23 protein-coding genes are annotated in these 20137 nt (G+C 38.0%); 14 read left to right on the forward strand and 9 right to left on the reverse strand.

The window, feature by feature from the left end; genetic code table 11:
• Positions 1–23 precede the first annotated feature (23 nt).
• Positions 24–1292 (reverse strand): replication-associated recombination protein A, encoded by a 1269-nt coding sequence (locus tag HMPREF2979_RS03050; protein ID WP_002885641.1) that lies wholly within the window; start codon positions 1290–1292, stop codon positions 24–26.
• Between the two features lie 169 nt (positions 1293–1461).
• Between HMPREF2979_RS03050 and rpmB the strand changes: the two genes are divergently transcribed.
• The 9 genes from rpmB to nrdG all read left to right on the forward strand — a co-directional run bounded on the left by rpmB (position 1462) and on the right by nrdG (position 8369).
• Positions 1462–1650 carry a 50S ribosomal protein L28 gene (gene rpmB, locus HMPREF2979_RS03055; protein WP_002885786.1) on the forward strand — a complete coding sequence of 63 codons (189 nt, stop codon included), beginning with the start codon at positions 1462–1464 and terminating at the stop codon, positions 1648–1650.
• A gap of 126 nt (positions 1651–1776) precedes the next feature.
• Positions 1777–2043, forward strand: coding sequence for an IreB family regulatory phosphoprotein (locus tag HMPREF2979_RS03060; RefSeq protein WP_002885737.1), 267 nt, complete (start codon positions 1777–1779; stop codon positions 2041–2043).
• Positions 2043–2462 (forward strand): Holliday junction resolvase RuvX, encoded by a 420-nt coding sequence (gene ruvX / locus HMPREF2979_RS03065; protein WP_002887078.1) that lies wholly within the window; start codon positions 2043–2045, stop codon positions 2460–2462. The genes HMPREF2979_RS03060 and ruvX overlap by 1 nt, the downstream gene beginning before the upstream one ends.
• Before the next feature lie 106 nt (positions 2463–2568).
• The gene (locus tag HMPREF2979_RS03070; RefSeq protein ID WP_002887079.1) at positions 2569–2874 is read left to right on the forward strand and encodes a DUF1292 domain-containing protein; all 306 of its coding nucleotides are present in this window, start codon (positions 2569–2571) and stop codon (positions 2872–2874) included.
• Between the two features lie 212 nt (positions 2875–3086).
• A complete protein-coding gene (locus HMPREF2979_RS03075; protein WP_070655051.1) occupies positions 3087–4733 on the forward strand; it encodes a hypothetical protein in 1647 nt (548 codons plus the stop codon).
• 98 nt (positions 4734–4831) lie between these two features.
• Positions 4832–7036 carry an anaerobic ribonucleoside-triphosphate reductase gene (nrdD, locus tag HMPREF2979_RS03080; RefSeq protein ID WP_070655052.1) on the forward strand — a complete coding sequence of 735 codons (2205 nt, stop codon included), beginning with the start codon at positions 4832–4834 and terminating at the stop codon, positions 7034–7036.
• An 89-nt stretch (positions 7037–7125) separates the two neighbouring features.
• Positions 7126–7257: a hypothetical protein gene (locus tag HMPREF2979_RS10410; RefSeq protein WP_002885877.1), complete on the forward strand. Its 132-nt coding sequence runs from the start codon at positions 7126–7128 to the stop codon at positions 7255–7257.
• 1 nt (position 7258) lies between these two features.
• Positions 7259–7759, forward strand: a complete 501-nt coding sequence (locus HMPREF2979_RS03085; protein ID WP_070655054.1) for a GNAT family N-acetyltransferase — start codon at positions 7259–7261, stop codon at positions 7757–7759.
• A gap of 4 nt (positions 7760–7763) precedes the next feature.
• On the forward strand, positions 7764–8369 hold the full coding sequence (gene nrdG, locus HMPREF2979_RS03090; protein ID WP_002885801.1) for an anaerobic ribonucleoside-triphosphate reductase activating protein: 606 nt from the start codon (positions 7764–7766) through the stop codon (positions 8367–8369).
• A gap of 30 nt (positions 8370–8399) precedes the next feature.
• Here the strand turns inward: nrdG and yaaA are convergent, their stop codons facing one another.
• From yaaA to HMPREF2979_RS03125, 7 genes are all read right to left on the reverse strand, one after another.
• Positions 8400–9131 (reverse strand): peroxide stress protein YaaA, encoded by a 732-nt coding sequence (yaaA, locus tag HMPREF2979_RS03095; RefSeq protein WP_070655056.1) that lies wholly within the window; start codon positions 9129–9131, stop codon positions 8400–8402.
• Positions 9132–9216: 85 nt separating this feature from the next.
• Positions 9217–10158, reverse strand: coding sequence for a YitT family protein (locus HMPREF2979_RS03100; protein ID WP_070655058.1), 942 nt, complete (start codon positions 10156–10158; stop codon positions 9217–9219).
• A complete protein-coding gene (gene aspS, locus HMPREF2979_RS03105; protein WP_070655060.1) occupies positions 10151–11902 on the reverse strand; it encodes an aspartate--tRNA ligase in 1752 nt (583 codons plus the stop codon). The genes HMPREF2979_RS03100 and aspS overlap by 8 nt, the downstream gene beginning before the upstream one ends.
• A 109-nt stretch (positions 11903–12011) precedes the next feature.
• Positions 12012–12434 carry a hypothetical protein gene (locus HMPREF2979_RS03110; RefSeq protein ID WP_070655062.1) on the reverse strand — a complete coding sequence of 141 codons (423 nt, stop codon included), beginning with the start codon at positions 12432–12434 and terminating at the stop codon, positions 12012–12014.
• 7 nt (positions 12435–12441) lie between these two features.
• On the reverse strand, positions 12442–13722 hold the full coding sequence (gene hisS, locus HMPREF2979_RS03115) for a histidine--tRNA ligase (protein WP_070655064.1): 1281 nt from the start codon (positions 13720–13722) through the stop codon (positions 12442–12444).
• Positions 13723–13874: 152 nt separating this feature from the next.
• Entirely contained in the window at positions 13875–15236 is a 1362-nt protein-coding gene (locus HMPREF2979_RS03120; protein WP_070655067.1) for a PTS transporter subunit EIIC, read from the reverse strand.
• Positions 15237–15301: 65 nt separating this feature from the next.
• A complete protein-coding gene (locus tag HMPREF2979_RS03125; RefSeq protein WP_070655069.1) occupies positions 15302–16414 on the reverse strand; it encodes a vitamin B12 independent methionine synthase in 1113 nt (370 codons plus the stop codon).
• A 230-nt stretch (positions 16415–16644) separates the two neighbouring features.
• On the opposite strand from HMPREF2979_RS03125, the gene rpmF reads away from it, so the two are divergent.
• The 5 genes from rpmF (at position 16645) to HMPREF2979_RS03150 (ending at position 19256) form a co-directional block, all read left to right on the forward strand.
• Positions 16645–16827, forward strand: a complete 183-nt coding sequence (gene rpmF, locus HMPREF2979_RS03130; RefSeq protein ID WP_002885630.1) for a 50S ribosomal protein L32 — start codon at positions 16645–16647, stop codon at positions 16825–16827.
• 15 nt (positions 16828–16842) lie between these two features.
• A complete protein-coding gene (gene rpmG / locus HMPREF2979_RS03135; RefSeq protein ID WP_002262412.1) occupies positions 16843–16992 on the forward strand; it encodes a 50S ribosomal protein L33 in 150 nt (49 codons plus the stop codon).
• Positions 16993–17055: 63 nt separating this feature from the next.
• A complete protein-coding gene (locus HMPREF2979_RS03140; protein ID WP_070655071.1) occupies positions 17056–17988 on the forward strand; it encodes a hypothetical protein in 933 nt (310 codons plus the stop codon).
• 1 nt (position 17989) lies between these two features.
• Positions 17990–18781 carry a hypothetical protein gene (locus HMPREF2979_RS03145; RefSeq protein WP_070655073.1) on the forward strand — a complete coding sequence of 264 codons (792 nt, stop codon included), beginning with the start codon at positions 17990–17992 and terminating at the stop codon, positions 18779–18781.
• The gene (locus HMPREF2979_RS03150; protein ID WP_070655075.1) at positions 18756–19256 is read left to right on the forward strand and encodes a hypothetical protein; all 501 of its coding nucleotides are present in this window, start codon (positions 18756–18758) and stop codon (positions 19254–19256) included. Before HMPREF2979_RS03145 ends, HMPREF2979_RS03150 begins: the two co-directional genes overlap by 26 nt.
• Positions 19257–19492: 236 nt before the next feature.
• On the opposite strand, the gene HMPREF2979_RS03155 is transcribed toward HMPREF2979_RS03150, so the two are convergent.
• The gene (locus HMPREF2979_RS03155; RefSeq protein WP_070655077.1) at positions 19493–20101 is read right to left on the reverse strand and encodes an NUDIX hydrolase; all 609 of its coding nucleotides are present in this window, start codon (positions 20099–20101) and stop codon (positions 19493–19495) included.
• Between the last annotated feature and the right edge of the window lie 36 nt (positions 20102–20137).

A 20137-nucleotide genomic window follows, 5' to 3' on the forward strand; every position in this document is an offset into this window, starting at 1 on the left:
CGTTTTCGTTGATTCCTCTCGTATTACCTAGATAACTTATCGATCCGTTCTTTATTAGCTCCAAGAGCTCTTTCATATTTCCCGGTTTCATTGGGTTGGAAATAATTCACACCTCTTAATTTATCCGGAAGATATTGTTGTTTGACCCACTTTTCAGGATAAGCATGGGGATACTTGTAATCTTGTGCATTGCCCAGTTCCTTGCTTCCAGCATAGTGTCCATCTCTCAAATGACGAGGAATAGGTAAATTCCCTGATTTTCTAAGGTCTGCCAAGGCAGCATCCATAGCCATATAAGCCGAATTCGACTTAGGAGATAAAGCTAAGTCAACAACTACATTGGCAATCAAAATACGCGCCTCTGGGAAACCTACTTTCTGTGCAGCTTCCAAAGCTGTAACCGTGTGAACTTGCGCATCAGGATTAGCTAAACCAATATCCTCGTACGCAATCACAGTCAAGCGTCGTGCTAGACTAGGGAGATCTCCTGCTTCAACCAAACGTGCTGCATAGTGAAGACTGGCATTAACATCAGAGCCTCGAATAGATTTTTGCAAAGCAGAAAGTACATCATAGTGTCCATCACCGTCTTTATCCATGGTGATATAGCTACGTTGTAAACTATTTTCCACTGTATCTAAAGTAATATGGCGAAGCCCATCTTCTGAAGCTGGCGTCGACATGACAGCTAAATCTAAGGAATTATAAGCCGAACGTAAATCACCATTAGTAGCCGTAGCAATAAAATCTAGAGCATCCTCATCTAACTGGACATCAAAGTCAAAGCCACGCTCCTTGTCCTCTAGAACACCTAGGATAGCTTCCTTAATATCCTCGTTAGAGAGTGGTTCCAACTCAAATATTTGTACACGACTACGGATGGCTGGTGTGACAGAAAAAAACGGATTCTCCGTTGTAGCCCCAATCATGATAATATTACCATTCTCTAAGAGTGGCAATAAAAAGTCTTGTTTAGCTTTATCCAAACGATGAATCTCATCTAGAAGCAGAACTAAGCCACCTGAAAATTTAGCCTCTTCCGCAATTTCCTGTAGGCGTTTCTTGCTATCAACAGTAGCATTAAAGGTTCTAAAAGCAAATTTTGTTGTTCCTGCAATAGCACTAGCTATTGAGGTCTTCCCGATTCCTGGTGGCCCGTAGAGAATCATTGACGACAGCATATTCGCTTCTACCATACGGCGAATAATTTTACCTTCACCAACCAAATGCTTCTGACCAATCACCTCTGAAATTGTACGTGGACGCATGCGTAGAGCAAGATTATCTGGCATCTTCTCTCCTTTTTTAACTGATTTTTTCTTATTATAATAAGCATATACTATTTTGTTATAAAAAGAAATTATAAATAGTTCTTGTCAAACCTAAATTCTTATGATAGAATGTTTTGGTATGTGGTGCTAGCACATCCGTAATAAATTCTACCTAGGAGGAAAACACGAAATGGCTAAAGTATGTTACTTTACAGGACGTAAAACTGTTTCTGGAAACAACCGTTCACACGCTATGAACAAAACTAAACGTGCCGTTAAACCTAACCTTCAAAAAGTTACTATCCTTGTTGATGGTAAACCTAAAAAAGTTTGGGCTTCAGCTCGTGCGCTTAAATCTGGTAAAGTTGAACGCGTTTAATCTTATTGGATATTAAGAGAGATGACTCCAGTCGTCTCTTTTTTTGTTCATCGTCTTTCCCTTTTGGCTATACTTATGTTATAATAAAGAACTAACAGATAATTCTTATAGAAAGAAGGTGTCAGTATGGGATTTACAGATGAAACTGTTCGTTTCAACCTAGACGACGGTAGCAAAGATGAAATCAGTAATACTTTGACAAATGTCTACCGTTCGTTGGCTGAGAAAGGTTATAATCCTATCAACCAAATTGTCGGTTATGTTCTGAGCGGTGACCCTGCTTATGTTCCGCGTTATAATGACGCCCGTAACCAGATTCGTAAATACGAACGTGATGAAATCGTTGAAGAACTCGTTCGCTATTATCTTAAAGGAAATGGAATTGACCTCTAATGCGAGTAATGGGACTTGATGTTGGCTCAAAAACAGTAGGAGTTGCGATTAGTGATCCCCTCGGTTTTACAGCCCAAGGCGTTGAAATTATCAAAATTGACGAGGAGGCTGAAGAGTTTGGTTTCGACCGACTAGGCGAGCTCGTTAAAGAATATAAGGTAGAAAAATTTGTTGTTGGTCTTCCTAAAAATATGAATAACACTGAAGGACCACGTGTTGAGGCAAGCAAAGCCTATGGTGACAAAATCAAGGAAATCTTTGGAATTCCTGTAGATTACCAAGACGAACGCTTGACAACTGTTCAAGCCGAGCGTATGTTGGTTGAACAAGCAGATGTCAGCCGTGGTAAACGTAAAAAAGTTATTGATAAATTAGCTGCCCAACTTATTCTACAAAACTACCTCGATCGAATGTTTTAAGAAAGTGTAATAGAGACCTAATAGTCAAGTGACAATCTAGTAAACTGCCAAGCAAATCTACTAGATTTCCTCACTATTCAGTGCTCTCTACAAAAAGGAGAACAATATGTCACACAATCACGACCACAACCATGATCATGAAGTCATCACTTTAGTAGACGAACAAGGAAATGAAACACTTTTTGAAATCTTGTTGACTATTGATGGACGCGAAGAATTTGGTAAAAACTATGTTCTTTTGGTACCAGCTGGTGCTGAAGAAGATGCTAATGGAGAAATTGAAATCCAAGCATACTCATTCACTGAAAATGAAGACGGTACTGAAGGCGACCTTCAACCAATCCCTGAAGATTCAGATGCTGAATGGGATATGATTGAAGAAGTTTTCAATAGCTTCATCGATGAAAACTAAAAAATAATCAATGCCATAGGCAAAGAAATGACTTGTTAAAAAGAGATTGGGATATTGTATCTCAGTCTCTTTTTTAGATATTTTTTTCTTAAATGTAAGAAATTAGAGGAAAATTGACTAAATGGTATTATCTGATATACTTTAAATAAGACAATTAGGGGATAAGACCCTTTTATTTATAACTATCCAAATGTCAACAAAGGAGTTTAATTGTGAGTCCATACAACGAAGACAATACTTTAGATTCAAGTGGCTACCAAGGTTATCATCGAAGCCACCATCGATTTCATATACAAGATAATCAATCCGAAAAGATTGAAGTGACAATTCAGGGACATACAGAAGAATCAAATTCGTCTCAAATAGAGAAAAAAACTAAGATTTCACTTCCATGGAAGCATAAAGGCCATATCCTGATTCTCAGTTTGATTTTGAGTATTTTTAGTATATCAGTTCCCTGCTTTACAGACTTTGCCAATAATATACAGTCTCAAAACCTTTACATTGCAAAAATGTTTGCCAATGGTAGCTTACCCTACTCTGACTTTTTTGCGACAGGCGGCTTCTTTTATTACTTACTAGTTTCTCTGGCTTTCCGTTTAGGATCAACTCTTTGGCTGATTCCTATTCAATTCCTTACCTACTATCTTTCTGGAAGTTACCTTTACAAGACTGTCATGCACATGACAAACAAGAAGGAAATTGCCACTCTAATTAGTATTATTTTCTATGTCACTAATGGAACACTTGGTTTTGGTGGGCTCTACCCTATCCAATTTGCTATGCCTTTTGTCCTAGGTGCTATCTTCTTCTTAACTCGTTACTTTGCGGGTCACAGTCGTGATGAAGCCTTTATTCTTTACGGCTTCGCTGGCACTGCGGGAGCTCTTTTTGAAGCTCGAACTCTTATTTTCTGGATATTGTCACTTGTGACAATCTTCGTTTACAACCTTGTCAACAAACACTTTGCTCGTGGTTTTTATCAAGTTCTTTGTATTATTTTTGGTAACATTCTAGTATTGTATCTATGTCTTTACTTTATCCTAAATTTACAAATTACATCGGACTATATTAACCAAGTTTTGGTTTACAACTTTACACAACTTGCTGTAGAAAAAAATGACTTTCTACTTACGTTAGCTTACCAAAGTTTTGCTGTCATCGGCTCTGGATTACTTATTGGTGCACTTACTACAAGCAACCACCTTCTTGGCGATGCTAAAGATAAGAGCATCAAGTGGGTACTACTCCTTAGTTTTATCTTTACAGTGGTTTACAGCTTGTTCTCTCAAAGTTTTGGACTTTACAGTATTCTCAACATCGTACCTTATGGTCTAGTCTTGACAGCACTTTCTTTAGATGATGCTATTAAAAAGAGAGCAGAGCGAACTTCTCACCGACGTCGTAATGGTAACCAAATTCACACACTTAAAGTTTTTGGTATATTCCTTAGTCGTAATTACTTCTTACCTATTGCAGTCTTTGCATTTGCTTTCGCGATGCCAATCATTATGTTCCTATTTAATTTAGGAAATAATACTGAACGTAGTACTGTTGCAAATTACCTCGCTAAAAATACCAAAAAAGATGAAACTATCTACGTTTACGATTCCTCAGCAAAAATTTATTTGGAAAGCGGTCGTAAAGCAGCCTCACAATTTGTTCTTCCAGAACTTAACACAGCTAAATCTAGTCATCAGAAAGCTCTCTCAGATACTATTATCCAAGATTCAGCACAATATATCGTTGTTCAACAAGATACACAACTACCTTCTGATGTTAAATCTACACTTTCAAAAAACTATAAAAAAGACCCTGTAAAAGGCGTTGAACGATACACTGTTTACGTCCTAAAATAGGTCAAAAAATCAATATATAGTGGTTGAGATAAAAATATACCACAATATATTGATTTTTTTTTGCCTAGTGCTATAATTAGTAACGAGGTGATTTTTAGATGATTACATTAGAAAAAGAAAAGGTTACAATCAACCCTGATATCAAAGTCATCAAACGTGATGGTCGTATGGTTGTCTTTGATTCAAGTAAAATATATGAGGCTATCCTCAAAGCAAGTGAGGCTATTACACCTATCACACCCTTAATTGAAGCAAAGTTGGAAGGAATTGCCAACCGTATTGTTGCTGAAATTAATGACCGCTTCACTCAAAATATCAAAATATATGAAATCCAAAGCATAGTAGAGCACGAGTTACTCGAAGCTAACGAATATGCTATCGCTCAAGAATATATCAACTATCGTACCAAACGTGATTTTGAGCGTTCTCAGGCTACTGACATCAATTTCACCATTAGTAAACTTGTTAATAAAGACCAGGCTGTTGTTCATGAAAATGCTAATAAAGATAGCGATCTTTACAATACACAACGTGATTTAACCGCAGGAATTGTCGGAAAATCTGTAGGACTCAAGATGCTTCCTCCACACGTGGCAAATGCTCATCAAAAGGGAGATATCCATTTCCACGATTTAGACTACAGCCCTTACACACCTATGACTAACTGTTGTTTGATTGACTTCAAAGGCATGTTGGCAAATGGTTTTAAAATTGGTAACGCTGAAGTTGAAAGTCCTAAATCCATTCAAACTGCAACAGCACAAATTTCACAAATCATCGCAAATGTTGCCTCTAGTCAATATGGTGGCTGTACTGCAGACCGTATCGATGAGTTTTTAGCTCCTTACGCAGAACTTAACTACAAAAAACACTTAGCTGATGCTAAAGAGTGGGTAGCTGAAGAAAAACGTGAAGACTATGCACGCGCCAAAACGCGTAAAGATATCTACGATGCTATGCAATCTCTTGAATACGAGATTAATACGCTTTTCACTTCGAATGGACAAACTCCCTTTACCTCTCTCGGTTTCGGTTTAGGGACAAACTGGTTTGAGCGTGAAATCCAAAAGGCTATCCTACAAGTTCGTATTTTAGGACTTGGCTCCGAACACCGTACAGCCATTTTCCCTAAACTCATTTTTACCTTAAAACGTGGACTTAACTTAGAGCCTAGCTCACCTAACTACGATATTAAGCAACTAGCTCTTGAATGTGCAACAAAGCGTATGTATCCAGATGTCTTATCATATGACAAAATCGTTGAATTGACAGGTTCCTTTAAGGCTCCTATGGGATGTCGTTCCTTCCTACAAGGGTGGAAGGATGAAAATGGTGTTGAAGTTAATTCTGGACGAATGAATCTGGGTGTTGTAACCCTTAATCTTCCTCGAATTGCCCTAGAATCTAAGGGAGACCAAGATAAATTTTGGGAAATTTTTGAAGAAAGAATGGGAATTGCCAAAGATGCACTCGTCTACCGAGTTGAACGTGTCAAAGAAGCTACACCTGCTAATGCACCTATTCTTTATCAGTACGGGGCCTTTGGCCAACGTCTAGGTAAATTCGATAATGTAGATCAACTCTTCAAACATCGTCGTGCAACTGTATCACTTGGTTATATTGGGCTTTATGAAGTAGCATCTGTTTTTTATGGTAGTGACTGGGAGACTAATCCAGAAGCCAAAGCGTTCACGTTAGATATCGTTAAATCTATGAAAAATGCTTGTGAAAGTTGGTCTGACGAATATGATTATCATTTCTCTGTTTATTCAACACCATCAGAGAGTTTGACGGATCGTTTCTGTCGTTTGGATACTGAAAAGTTCGGTGTCGTGACTGATATCACAGATAAAGAGTATTACACCAACTCTTTCCACTACGATGTTCGTAAAAATCCAACACCATTTGAAAAATTAGAATTCGAAAAAGCATACCCAGAATCTGGCGCAACTGGTGGATTCATCCATTACTGCGAATATCCAGTCCTCCAGCAAAATCCAAAGGCACTCGAAGCTGTCTGGGACTTTGCTTATGACCGTGTCGGTTACCTCGGAACGAATACTCCAATTGATAAATGCTACAAGTGTGATTTTGAAGGGGACTTCACCCCAACAGAACGTGGATTCATGTGCCCTAACTGTGGCAACACAGATCCTAAAACAGTTGATGTTGTCAAACGTACTTGCGGCTATCTAGGAAACCCACAGGCACGCCCAATGGTTAAAGGACGCCACAAAGAAATCTCTGCTCGAGTCAAACACATGAACGGTTCAACCATAAAATATGAAGGTAAACACCTTTAATAAGACCTAGAATACATTATAATAAACTAGAAGCAGCTGGATGATACCTTCCAACTGCTTTGCTTATTTCATTTTTAGAAAGGAATATAATGGGAAAATATCAATTAGATTATAAAGGTATGCAACAAGTGGAACGTTACCACGAAAAAAATGCAACCGTCAAAAACGATAAAAAAGCACGTGTCCAAGCCCTTTTGAAAAAAGCTGGAAAGAAGAAATAATATGATCTTACGCCGACCGAGTCAAACAGATAAAGAAGCTATCTTAGAGATGATAGCTGAATTTGAAAGGGAGCAATCTGCTCATGATGGTGGATTTTGGAACCCCGACAATTTTGTTTATGAAGAGTGGCTAGAAGAAAATATTCAAGCGGAAGCGGGACTCAATATTCCTGAAAACTGGGTTCCTGCTATCCAGCTGGTTAATTTTGACGAAGCGGATCATGCTCTTGGTTTTCTCAACCTTCGTCTCCGATTAAATGACTACTTACTAGAAAAAGGGGGCCATATCGGCTACTCAATCCGTCCATCCGAACGAGGAAAAGGTTATGCGAAAGAATCACTCCGTCAAGGCTTACAAGTAGCTAAAGACAAGAATATTCATCGTGCTCTGGTCACTTGTAATATCAAGAATCCTGCTAGTCGAGCTGTTATATTAGCCAACGGTGGCCAGTTGGAGGACATTCGCCATGAAACTGAGCGCTATTGGATAGATTTGGAGTAGAATCATGACATGGAATACACCAAAACCACAGGAATGGAAGTCTGAAGAACTTAGCCAAGGACGTATTATTGACTACAAAGCTTTCAATTTCGTTGATGGTGAAGGCGTGCGTAACTCCCTTTACGTCTCTGGTTGCATGTTTCATTGCGAGGGATGCTATAACGCTGCCACCTGGTCCTTTAAGGCAGGAATTCCCTATACTAAAGAACTTGAAGAACAAATCATGAGGGATCTAGCTCAACCTTACGTACAAGGTCTCACGCTACTTGGTGGTGAACCCTTCCTAAACACAGGAATTCTCATTCCCCTAGTCAAACGCATTCGTGAGGAACTCCCGGAAAAAGATATCTGGTCTTGGACTGGTTATACTTGGGAGGAGTTGATGCTTGAAACTCCTGATAAACTAGAACTTCTTCAACTCGTTGACATTCTCGTTGACGGCCGCTTTGACATCACTAAAAAGAACCTTATGCTCCAGTTTCGAGGATCATCTAATCAACGTATTATTGATGTCAAAAAATCTCTTAATCAAGGAGAAGTCGTTATTTGGGACAAGCTAAATGACGGTCAAACCAACTATGAACAAGTCGATCGTAAAGATATGCTATAAAAAAAGTCTGAGCTTATAACTCAGACTTTTTTATGCAATTTTAACAAAAACTAGCTCATTATTAGAGGATAAATCCTCACGATAATTAAACTCATCAAAGGACAATTTTCGTAAATCATTAATCGTTTGACAATTCTCCTCCATAACAGCTGTCAAAAAAGCCCCTCTTGCCTTTTTGGAAATCGTAGAGTGAGTCTTAAGAACCCCATTGCGGTCTTCCATAAAACTAACCGTAAATAACTGCTTACGAAGAGTTGAACTAAAAACATCCTCGAATTCACTCGAAAGCAAAGAAACAACTGGAACTTGACTCTCCTCTAAAAATTGGTCATATTCGGCACGCCAATAGTTTTTTAAGGACTGACCATTAACCTTTATCTTCGTATGAAAGTCATGACGATGTTCTTGAATAGGGTAAAAAGCGGGAATGATTCCATAAAAAGAAGATGTGATAAACACTTGTTGACCTAAGAAATCTTTTTCACATGTGGATAAGTCACTACGTTTGATGTGACGATACATCAGACCATTAAAAAGCTCGACAGCCGGATAGCTCTTCGCTTCTCCCGACAAAATCGCAGCCCAGCGTTGCTTTTCTTTCTCAGCCTGCTCAGGCTTTATTTTATAAGCTGTGGATAATTCATCTGTGGACAATTTTGACATTTCAGTTAGGATAGCCACACTCTTTTCGGATAATTTTTGAGACGTAACTTCCTTACTGGCCTTCATTTCTTTTGCGGTTGGAATTAAAAATCTTATCATACTGATATTGTAAAGTCAAGCAAGCATTTCGTCAAGAATTCTCTCCAACAAAAAAGAAGCTAACATTCGTCAACTTCCTTTTTTGTTAGTCATCTAAATCAACAAAACGACCTAGAATATGTACATTCTCTGCGATGGAGACAAAGGCTTTGGGATCTGCCTTTCTCATATAATGCTTGAAGTCAGTATACTCTTCACGCGTAATAATCGCCAGTAATACTGCTTTCTTTTCGTGATTATAAGTCCCTTCCGCATCATTAATCATCGTTACTCCACGGTGGAGTTTTTTCTGAATCATCCTTACAACTGGGTCGGGATTACTTGTGACAATCATAGCCTGCATTTTCTTTTGTTTCGTGAAAATCGCATCTGTAACTCGACTAGAAACAAAAATAGTCACCATTGAATAAAGAGCATATTTCCAACCAAAAAGAATGCCCGCAAAAACCATGATAATCCCATTGACAATCAAGGAGATATTCCCAACATCACGGCCTGTTTTCTTACGAATAGTGAGGCTAACGATATCCGTCCCTCCACTAGAGATACGTGATTTTAAACCGAAACCAATCCCCGTTCCCATGACCAAACCACCAAAGATAGCATTGATCAAAGGATCCTCTGTCAAGATTACATGTGGCATCACCTGAATAAAAAGGGAGCTCATCGTTACTGTAATGAAAGTAAAGATTGTAAATTTATGGCCAATCTTATACCAAGCCATAATCAAGAGAGGGATATTAATCGCATAGAAAGTCAATGATACTGGTATCTCAAAGCCTAAAGTTCTAACACTCAATGCCGATAAAACCTGTGCCAAACCTGTCGCTCCACTGGAGTAAACATGTCCAGGTTGAAAAAAGAAATTAACGGCGATTGACGATAAGAGCCCGTAAAGTAAAGAAGCTGAAACTTTTTCAGTATATTTTTCACGGGAAATACTACGTACAGCCTGCAAAACGCCCATTTTCTTCGCAGACTTTTTCGCTACAAATTTAACATGTTTATGAAGAGGTGCTTTATTCATTTTCTAAATCTACATGAAGGGCAAGTTCTTCCAACTGTTTATCAGCCACAAGACTTGGAGCCTGAGTCATAGGATCTGATGCCTTATTATTTTTAGGGAAGGCAATCACTTCACGGATATTATCTTTACCTGCAAGAAGCATAACAAAACGGTCAAGACCGATAGCCAAACCACCATGTGGTGGGAAACCATAGTCCATAGCTTCAAGAAGGAATCCAAATTGCTCGTAGGCTGATTCTTCAGAGAAACCAAGGGCTTTCAACATACGTTCCTGTAGGTCTTTATGATTGATACGTAGACTACCTCCACCAAGCTCATAACCATTCAAGACAATATCATAAGCTACAGCACGTACCTTGGAAAGATCTCCTTCAAGCTCTGCTGCAGAATCTTCTGTTGGCAAAGTAAATGGGTGGTGAGCAGACATATAGCGCCCTTCTTCTTCAGACCACTCAAACATTGGCCAATCGACAACCCAAAGGAAGTTGAACTTAGTGTTGTCAATCATGTCAAGTTCTTTAGCAATTTGATTACGCAAAGCACCAAGTGTATTATTAGCGATTTCAAGTGTATCTGCTACAAAAAGAACTAGATCATTCTCTTCGAGGTGTAAAGTATTTGTCAACTTATCCTCAATACTTGTCAAGAATTTAGCAACTGGACCTGCTAGAGCTCCATCAGTCATCTTAACCCAAGCAAGACCTTTAGCACCAAATTGTTTGGCAAACTCTGTCAACTTGTCAATACTTTTACGTGAGTATTTGTCTGCATTTCCTTTGACAACAATTGCCTTAACAGCTGGTGCCTCAGCAAACACTTTGAAGTCTACACCCTTGACAACCTCTGTCAAGTCTTGTAAAAGCATGTCAAAGCGTGTATCTGGCTTGTCAGAACCATAGTTATTCATGGCATCATCATAAGACATGCGTGGGAATGGTAGTGTAACTTCAATTCCTTTAGTTTCTTTCATAACCTTAGCAATCAATCCCTCTGTAATATCTTGGATTTCTTGCTCATTAAGGAATGACGTTTCCAAGTCAACTTGTGTAAATTCAGGTTGACGGTCTCCACGCAAATCTTCATCACGGAAACACTTAACAATTTGATAATAACGGTCAAAACCAGCATTCATCAATAATTGTTTAGTGATTTGAGGACTTTGCGGAAGAGCATAAAAGTGACCTTGGCTAACACGGCTTGGAACCAAGTAATCACGAGCACCTTCTGGTGTAGATTTTGTCAACATTGGTGTTTCAACATCGATAAATTCCAAATCATCAAGATAATTACGGATGGCGTGAGTTACCTTTGCACGGAGCTTAAAGTTTTCCAACATCTCTGGACGACGAAGATCCAAGTAGCGGTAACGCATACGTGTATCATCACTAGCCTCAACACCATCTTTGATTTCAAATGGTGTTGTTTTGGCAGTATTAAGGACTTTAAGGTCTTCAACTTTAAGTTCGACAGCACCTGTAGGCAAGTTATCATTAGCTTGTTCACGCGCTTCAACAGTTCCTGTGACTTCAATAACAAATTCGCTACGCAAGCTTTCAGCTGTTTCAACAACATTAGCATCCGCATTTTCAGGGTTAACAACCAACTGCATCAAACCTTCACGGTCACGAAGATCGATGAAAATCAAACCTCCGAGGTTACGACGGCGAGATACCCAACCTTTCAAAGTAATAGTAGTTCCGATGTGTTCACTACGAACACGTCCGGCATACATAGAACGTTCCATAAATACACTTCTTTCGTTAATTTTTTAGTCTTAACTATTATAGCAAAAAGCCCATCAAAACCCCACCCATTTCAGGTTAGAATTTTAATAGACTTTCTTTTTTATAAAACTATTTGCCAAATTGTTTCAATAAATCACTAGTATCCACGTAATCTTCAGCAAACTCTTCAAAATCTTCAAAACGATAATCGGCTGTTTCTAAGTCAAGTAAACTATTCCAACGGAATCCGTAAACATCTTCAATGATAACACTAAGTTCATCAGTTTCCTCGTCTACCTGCCATCCCAAATAACGTTCCTGTGTTTCAAAACTCAAGACCACATCTTGACAATCTTGACGCCAAACTTGACCAAGTAATTGCTGACACATCGCATGATCACTTGCAGGCTCATCATTGAACCAAGTAATATCATGTTTATCAAGAAAGGCAATCAATTGCCAAAACTGTTGTTGGAAACGAATGGGCTTACTACGATCAAAAGCCAAACTGAACTTTTCACTCCGTTTGAGCATATCAACTATACTAACCATATGCCCCCTACTTTTCTAACTGTTCGAGGACTACAGCAAAGTTTTTAGTTAGCTCTTCGAAACTTACAGTAACTTCCTCACGAGTAGCATTATTTTTGACATTGACCTGACCTGACTCCACTTCACTCTCACCTAATGTGATAACCGTCTTAGCCTTGAAGGTATCTGCTGACTTAAATTGTGCCTTAATCTTACGTCCAAGGTAATCACGTTCAGCCTTAAATCCTTGATAGCGGATAGCTTGAACTAACTCAAGAGCTTTGCCATTGGCACCTGAACCAAGTACTGCAATGTAAACATCCAGACTTTCTTCCACAGGAAGTTCGATACCTTGTTTATCAAGAACCAAAAGCAAGCGTTCTAAACCAAGTCCAAAACCAAAACCAGCTGTTTCTGGACCACCGAAGTATTCAACCAAACTATCATAACGACCACCTGCACAGATTGTCAATTCAGACTTATCAATAGTGGTAATAAATTCAAAAATCGTGTGATTATAGTAATCAAGACCACGTACCATATTAGTATCAATCACGTAAGGAATGTTAAGACTATCGAGCATGGTACGTACTTCGTCAAAGTGCGCTTGACTTTCTTCATCTAAATAATCAAGGATAGAGGGAGCATTTTCAACTGCAACCTTATCTTCTTTTTCTTTTGAATCGAGTACTCGCAAAGGATTTTCATCCAAACGGCGTTGACTATCTTTTGACAAACTTTCACGCATCGGTGTCAAGTAGTCAATCAAGGCCTGACGATAAGCCAGACGACTCTCAGTATTTCCAAGGCTATTCAAATGAAGGGTAACATCCTTAATGCCAAGCGTATTAAAGAGTTGGTAGGCCATAGCAATGGTTTCAACATCTGTTGCAGGATTTTTTGATCCAAAGCACTCTACACCTAGTTGGTGGAACTCGCGCAAACGTCCTGCTTGAGGACGTTCATAACGGAACATTGATCCAATATAATAAACTTTAACAGGTTTTTGGACCTCTGGCGCAAAGAGTTTGTTTTCTACATAAGAGCGTACAACCGGTGCTGTTCCTTCTGGACGAAGTGTAATATGACGGTCTCCCTTATCATGAAAATCATACATTTCTTTAGTAACGATGTCAGTTGTATCACCTACTGAACGTGAAATGACCTCGTAATGTTCAAACATAGGTGTACGAATTTCACCATAATTGTATTTCTTAAATGTTTCACGTGCAACATTTTCTACGTACTGCCATTTGGCACTATCCGCAGGTAAAATATCCTGCGTTCCCTTAGGTTTTTGAAGTTTCATAATGATGATACAGGCCTCAAATAGACCTGCCCTCCTTTTCCGTTATTACAGATATAATCACTCTATTCTATCATAATTTATATAGCTTTTGGGAAATGGTGGAGGATTTTTCAACGTCAGAAAGAAACAGACCTCTCGGCCTGCCACAATCATTAATCTTCCTTATAAAGAATGAAGGTCACAATGAAAGAGACCACAACAGAAATTACAAGACCCGCAATAGCTGTGTAAAAATATTTAAGTGTATCTTCACCGATATACGCTGCAATCGTCAAGAGACCTGGGGAACCACCCGCAAAATTTCTCGCACCTAAAATACCAAGGAAGAAGCCACCTACTCCCCCTGCAACAATAGATCCTATAAGGGCTGCTTTATTTTGCAAAGTTACCCCATAAAGAGCCGGTTCCGTAATCCCACAAATCGCAGTAATCCCAGCAGATGAAGCTAGAGCTTTTTTATTGGTATCCTTAGTTTTTAAAGCAATAGCAAGGGATGCTCCACCCTGAGCCACATTTGAAGCCAAAGCACCTGGCTGTGCAATCGTATCATAACCAATAGTCATACGGTTATTGATTCCAATGGATACTAAGCCATAGTGAGTTCCTGTTGTAACCATTAACGGGAAGGTTGCTCCTACAATTGTCGGAACAACCCATGGGCCAAAGTTTTCCAACCACTTAAAGAAGTCACCCAACCAGTTACCAATGACAGCACCAATTGGACCTAAAATCAAAAGTGTTACGATTGCAGTAATTAAGGTCGTAATCATAGGAACCAAGAAAAACTTCACAGCCTTTGGTGAAATTTTAATCGCAAAGCGCTCCACGTAACTCATAAACCAAACTGCCAAAATAACAGGGATAACCGTTGATGAGTAAGAAGTTAATGTAAGAGGAATACTAAAGAAAGAGACGCCATGACCTGATTCCTTGGCAGTTGTCACAATCTGAGTAAAAGCTGGGTGTAATAAAATAGCACCAATCAACATCCCCAATTGAGCATTCGTCTTAAACTGTCGAGCTGCTGAGGCACCTAAAAATACAGGTAAGAAATAAAATCCAGCATCGCCAATAAAATTAAGAACTTGATAGTTAACATCATCTACAGCTACTACCTTAAAGACAACCAGAAGAGATAACACGGCTTTGATCATCCCTGCTGCTGTAATTACTGGTAAGATTGGGGTGAAAATCCCAGAAATAAGAGCTAAAAAGCTTTGAAGAGGAGTTCTATCTTGTTTTTCCGATGATTCCTTAGATACTTCATCCAGATCAAATAAACCTTCTAAAGCGCGGTATACATTTGGTACATCACTCCCAACAACAACTTGATACTGGCCACCACTCTTAGTCAAACTCACCACACCATCGATAGCTTTAACAGCCTCATCATCAGCTTTAGAATCATCTGCTAAGGTAAAACGTAAACGTGTCGCACAATGGGTTAGATTCTGAACGTTCCCCTTTCCTCCTACAGCTTCTAAAATTTTCTGTCCTATCTCTTTATAATCCATGACACTTCCTTTCTATATTCATAAAAATAGAGAACAAGCTGAGCCTGTCCTCTGCATTTTTTCTATTATGACCAAACTTTATCAGTAATTGTTTTAATCAATTGCAATTTATTCCACTCATCTTGCTCAGTCAAGATATTACCTTCTTCAGTTGAGGCAAAACCACATTGAGTTGAGATACCAAGGTTCTTAAGTGGTACAAGTTCAGCCGCTTCATGGATACGAGCAATGACAGCATCTACATCTTCCAAAGCTGGATCCTTAGAAGTAATCACACCAAGTACCAGTTCAACATGGTCACGGTTATTCCAAATCGTTGGAAGTGGTGCGAAGCTACCTGAACGCGCATCATCGTATTCCAAGAAGAAGATATCATAGTTCAATTGACCAAGATATTTAGCTACTGAATCATAGCCACCTTCAAAAAGGTAAGTTGACTTAAAGTTCCCACGACAAATGTGAGTAGCCAAAGTCAAATCCTCTGGAAGACCTTCCAAGGCTTTATTGATAGTGTACACATCATCCTCAGCAATTTTTGCCAACTCAGCTGTTTTCTCAGGATTATTTTTTTCATTCTCAAACTGTTGAATCAAATAACCCCAAGTCGTATCATCCAACTGTACATAACGTGCACCCAAATCGTAGAAATGTTGGATGGTATCATGGTACGCTTTTGCCAAATCATCAAGGAAATCTGTCCATGAATCATAGTAATCTGCATAAAGATCACTACGGTGGTCACGGTTAATGATGAGTGATGGACTTGGAATAGTTACTTTTGGAGTAATTCCTTCAGGAGTCACCGATTTAAGATATTCAAAGTCACGATAGAAAGGATGATTAGGATTTTCAGCAATTTTACCATTGATACGAACGTTAGTTGTACGTGTCTTAGCTCCATGGAATTTATATGAATCCTCTTGTTGGTAAGCTTCAAAACCAGTTAGGTTCCATAGGAAGTCAAGGTGCCACCAAGAACGACCAAATTCACCATCAGAAACGACTTGAAGACCATTTTCTACCTCATGATGAACCAATTCCTTAACCACTTCATCCTGTACTTTCAACAATTCCTCTTGCGAAATCTCACCATTGGCAAATTTTTCACGTGCTTCTTTTAAAGCTTGTGGACGAAGGTAAGAACCAACATGATCAAAATGATAATGAACTTTACTCATAGTTATTTACTCCTTTTTATTCTTTCATTTAATGTAATAATAAGCCTATTCTAGCACTTGCTGTTATAGCTGTGAAATATGTATTTACTATCACATTGTATAGTTTTTAACTATATATTTTCTTGAGAAGTTTTTTGTCAAGTAACTTTACTTTACAAAAAAGATATGTTATTCTGTTATAGTTGATTTAAAATCAAGAACATAAATATTAATTCGGAGGAAATAAAGAAATGGCAGTACCTGCACGTCACACTTCAAAAGCGAAGAAAAACAAACGTCGTACACACTACAAATTGACTGCTCCATCAGTACAATTTGACGAAACAACTGGAGATTACTCACGTTCACACCGTGTATCACTTAAAGGATACTACAAAGGACGTAAAATCGCTAAAGCTAACGCAGCTAAATAATAGAAGGGAGATACCATGCGCGTAAATATTACACTTGAACACAAAGAATCTGGTGAACGCTTGTACCTTACTTCAAAAAACAAACGTAACACTCCAGACCGTCTTCAATTGAAAAAATACTCACCAAAATTGCGTAAACACGTAATCTTTACTGAAGTAAAATAATTGAATTAAAAACCATGAAAATAATATTTTCATGGTTTTTCTATTACTCAAAGAGGATCTCCTATGACAAAAATAGAAACATTTAAATGGCGTATGTGGCATGTTTATCTCCTTATTTTTATAACCATTCTACTTACAGGTACATTCGTTCGCTATGGTTATAGAATTCAGGCCGCTTATTCCTTAGACGATAGACTTTACGACTATACTAACAAAAAAGTTACTGTAACATCCTTTCAAAACGTCAAAATTGGAAACTTTAACGTTTTAGGTGTTAAGTTTGGAAATGAAAAAGCACTTGAGAGAAGTCAATTAGCCGTCGGTCGCTCCTATCTAGCCTTCCAAGAATCTAGGTATAAAGCATCTAAACACAAGAAGGACCCTAAAAATTATGATATTATTCACTTTTATCAGCTTGGTAAAGACACTGGAAAAGGACACACTATTGATGTACTAGAGCTTGCTAAAAAACTAGGATACGATGATCCCGATTCCATGGATAATACCATGTACTCCGATGGCAGGGATGAGTTTGTGAAATTTTCATCCTATGACAACGAAAAAGTATTCTATGTCAATTTACGCACCCATAAGGCAACTAAAACCAAACCAGCAAAAGTCAGTCAATACTACGGATTTGCTAAACCTTATCGCTATCTCCTTTCAAAGGATAATTTTTCTGTAGGTCATAAAGAGGATCCCCTCACTATCAACTCCATGCCCCTTATCTGGACCAAAGAAAGAAATTTTGCTGATTACAAAGATCAAGACGATAACGAATACAGTGACCAATCGCTCAAAAAAAGATTCGGCCTAATTATCGTAACAACTGATTCACTTAATTTGGATGATGCCATTAAACTCCAAAAAGAGTTAACACCAGATAAGGAGGATATCTATTGGTATTTTACAAGTACTGATACAACGACTGGACACCTCGAGGATGTTAAAAGTCAAAAAGATTACAACCTACTAGTTAAGGAGAGTCATAACTAATATGTTAAAAAATAGCTTCAAATACCTTAAAATTACTATGCCCTTGATTTTATTATTGACCATGATTGCTATCTTTTTCTATTACAATGCTCAAGAAAATATTAAAGGGTTTTATAAAACTCGTGGATTTCAAGGAAAGGTGCAAATAACTGGTATCGGATGGGCAGATAAAATTACTTATCGTATGAATAAAGAAGATGAGGTTAAACATTACCTGATTTTCCATATTGATTATCAAGAGACCATTAATAACAAAAAAGAACATGTAAAGACTCAACTGCCTCTCCATATTCAAGATTTACTCTATCCTTACATTGCCAGCCCAACAGAAAGCGACTCAGATTTTAATCATCAAAATAGTGAATATAAGATTTTACCTGATGAAAGAGAATATGGGAACGACTTTGTTAAAAAGTCTATTAAAATCAACCCTAGAAATCAAAAATTTATCAATGATATCTCTAAAGCTTTAAGTACCGAGAACGATTTAAAAAATATTATTGTTCAGATAGAACCTGTACCATACACGACACTCTATACTTATGAGAGGGGACATTCTAAAGCCCTAGGTGGCTATTATGATTTTTCACTTAAAGATGCTCTACGAAACAAACAACTTACTGTCCAATTGAGTTTTCCTTCTGGTTCCACGACTAAAGAAATTGACTTACATTCTCAATTAGAACAGGTACTTAAAAACTCTGAACTACCAGATGGATGGTATATCTTAAATCAAAATAACGACTTTCCAAAAGAGGTACATATTGATGACAATCAAATTAGAATTAACTAAAGAAAGAACTCGGAGAGAATTATCTGAGGAAGAATGGGCTTTCCCTATTTGGAGATGGGCGGCTTTCTCATTATTTGACACCCTAATCCTAGTTAGTCCCCTGACAAGAGAATTGATTTATCCTGGAGGGAGTGATTCTCGTTTTTACCTAGGTAAATCATTGGGTAACTTGATACTAGATGATACACAACGCTTCATCTTTATTATTATCATTCTAACTCTGTTGCTACCTGCTTTTGCCTTAATCATAGAAAGCCTATTATTTTCAAAAGGGTATCCTCTACTTTCAATAATATGTAGCTGTCTAATTTTTGTTAGTGCAACAGTCCTATTTGTCTATAGTCTCAGTATTGTCCCAGATTTTTGGAGCTTTACAATTTATAGTTATATGCTTTACCTTCTCTTCAACATAGGTAACTCCCTCAGAAAAATCAATAGAATCATCAATCTTAGGCAGAATAACACCAAAGAATAACAGCCTCTATCCACATAATACTCCCCTTTTAGCATAGGAATGACACAAACAAAACAAATAAATCTTGTCTACTCTATAGTTGACCACCTAGCTAAAATCTTCGATATTAATTTTAAAAATCATTTTAGGAATACTCTAGACCCATGTCCCAGAAATAAATCTCACTCCTTTGGTAGCAAATAAACAATGTAATTTATAGTAAAAAAGATCAACACATTATTGTTGATCTTTTATTTTCACTCTAAATCTTTCAGAATATCTGTAAATCTATGTGTAAACATAGCTGTCATCCCCCATATATTTTCTGTCAAGTTTCTGTAAAAAGGAATATGACGTTCACTGTACCCAAAATTATATTTTTCTCTGTTTTTAACCAGGAAAAACGGAAAATCTTTCGCATCGCTCAAGGTAGAAGTCACTTTATAATAAATCGGATTCTCTGTCAATAAGGTGTCAACACAAACTGTAAACAACCGTTCTACCTCTTCATTCGGATGAATATCCTCCCAATTTTCTATATTTATCCTTCCAACAAAGCAATGGATGGTTCTCCCCTGATGAATCAGATAATCAATCTCTCCCCAAATGTCAATTTGATCAGGAAATAAGTTTAGTTCCTCACAAGTTTCTCGTATAGCAGCTTCTTGAAAAGTCTCACCGTCTTCGACACGGCCACCAGGAAAAGAAACCTCACCTGGTTGAGAAATATGCTCACTTCGTACTTGGTAAAGGATTTGATACTTATCAGTTTTTACATCATATATCAAGGGTAAAAGCACTGCATAGCGTCCTCTCTCCCCTAGTGGCTTTGGCTCGTAATGAGCTAGTTTATCTTTAATAGTCATAAGAACTCCTTGACTTCATATTATCATAAAAAAGAA

It is taken from the genome of Streptococcus sp. HMSC078H12, from assembly GCF_001814615.1.
In the GTDB taxonomy this organism is placed as follows: Bacteria; Bacillota; Bacilli; order Lactobacillales; family Streptococcaceae; genus Streptococcus; species Streptococcus salivarius_F.

Excerpts from the sequence above, each read along its gene's own strand:
- ruvX (WP_002887078.1), top strand. The coding sequence starts at position 2,043 with ATGCGAGTAATGGGACTTGATGTTGGCTCAAAAACAGTAGGAGTTGCG.
- nrdG (WP_002885801.1), top strand. The coding sequence starts at position 7,764 with ATGACATGGAATACACCAAAACCACAGGAATGGAAGTCTGAAGAACTT.
- HMPREF2979_RS03120 (WP_070655067.1), bottom strand. The coding sequence starts at position 15,236 with ATGGATTATAAAGAGATAGGACAGAAAATTTTAGAAGCTGTAGGAGGA.
- HMPREF2979_RS03070 (WP_002887079.1), top strand. The coding sequence starts at position 2,569 with ATGTCACACAATCACGACCACAACCATGATCATGAAGTCATCACTTTA.
- HMPREF2979_RS03050 (WP_002885641.1), bottom strand. The coding sequence starts at position 1,292 with ATGCCAGATAATCTTGCTCTACGCATGCGTCCACGTACAATTTCAGAG.
- HMPREF2979_RS03125 (WP_070655069.1), bottom strand. The coding sequence starts at position 16,414 with ATGAGTAAAGTTCATTATCATTTTGATCATGTTGGTTCTTACCTTCGT.
- yaaA (WP_070655056.1), bottom strand. The coding sequence starts at position 9,131 with ATGATAAGATTTTTAATTCCAACCGCAAAAGAAATGAAGGCCAGTAAG.
- HMPREF2979_RS03155 (WP_070655077.1), bottom strand. The coding sequence starts at position 20,101 with ATGACTATTAAAGATAAACTAGCTCATTACGAGCCAAAGCCACTAGGG.
- rpmB (WP_002885786.1), top strand. The coding sequence starts at position 1,462 with ATGGCTAAAGTATGTTACTTTACAGGACGTAAAACTGTTTCTGGAAAC.
- HMPREF2979_RS03085 (WP_070655054.1), top strand. The coding sequence starts at position 7,259 with ATGATCTTACGCCGACCGAGTCAAACAGATAAAGAAGCTATCTTAGAG.
- HMPREF2979_RS03140 (WP_070655071.1), top strand. The coding sequence starts at position 17,056 with ATGACAAAAATAGAAACATTTAAATGGCGTATGTGGCATGTTTATCTC.
- hisS (WP_070655064.1), bottom strand. The coding sequence starts at position 13,722 with ATGAAACTTCAAAAACCTAAGGGAACGCAGGATATTTTACCTGCGGAT.
- HMPREF2979_RS03145 (WP_070655073.1), top strand. The coding sequence starts at position 17,990 with ATGTTAAAAAATAGCTTCAAATACCTTAAAATTACTATGCCCTTGATT.
- aspS (WP_070655060.1), bottom strand. The coding sequence starts at position 11,902 with ATGGAACGTTCTATGTATGCCGGACGTGTTCGTAGTGAACACATCGGA.
- nrdD (WP_070655052.1), top strand. The coding sequence starts at position 4,832 with ATGATTACATTAGAAAAAGAAAAGGTTACAATCAACCCTGATATCAAA.
- HMPREF2979_RS03150 (WP_070655075.1), top strand. The coding sequence starts at position 18,756 with ATGACAATCAAATTAGAATTAACTAAAGAAAGAACTCGGAGAGAATTA.
- rpmF (WP_002885630.1), top strand. The coding sequence starts at position 16,645 with ATGGCAGTACCTGCACGTCACACTTCAAAAGCGAAGAAAAACAAACGT.
- HMPREF2979_RS03110 (WP_070655062.1), bottom strand. The coding sequence starts at position 12,434 with ATGGTTAGTATAGTTGATATGCTCAAACGGAGTGAAAAGTTCAGTTTG.
- HMPREF2979_RS10410 (WP_002885877.1), top strand. The coding sequence starts at position 7,126 with ATGGGAAAATATCAATTAGATTATAAAGGTATGCAACAAGTGGAACGT.
- HMPREF2979_RS03100 (WP_070655058.1), bottom strand. The coding sequence starts at position 10,158 with ATGAATAAAGCACCTCTTCATAAACATGTTAAATTTGTAGCGAAAAAG.
- rpmG (WP_002262412.1), top strand. The coding sequence starts at position 16,843 with ATGCGCGTAAATATTACACTTGAACACAAAGAATCTGGTGAACGCTTG.
- HMPREF2979_RS03060 (WP_002885737.1), top strand. The coding sequence starts at position 1,777 with ATGGGATTTACAGATGAAACTGTTCGTTTCAACCTAGACGACGGTAGC.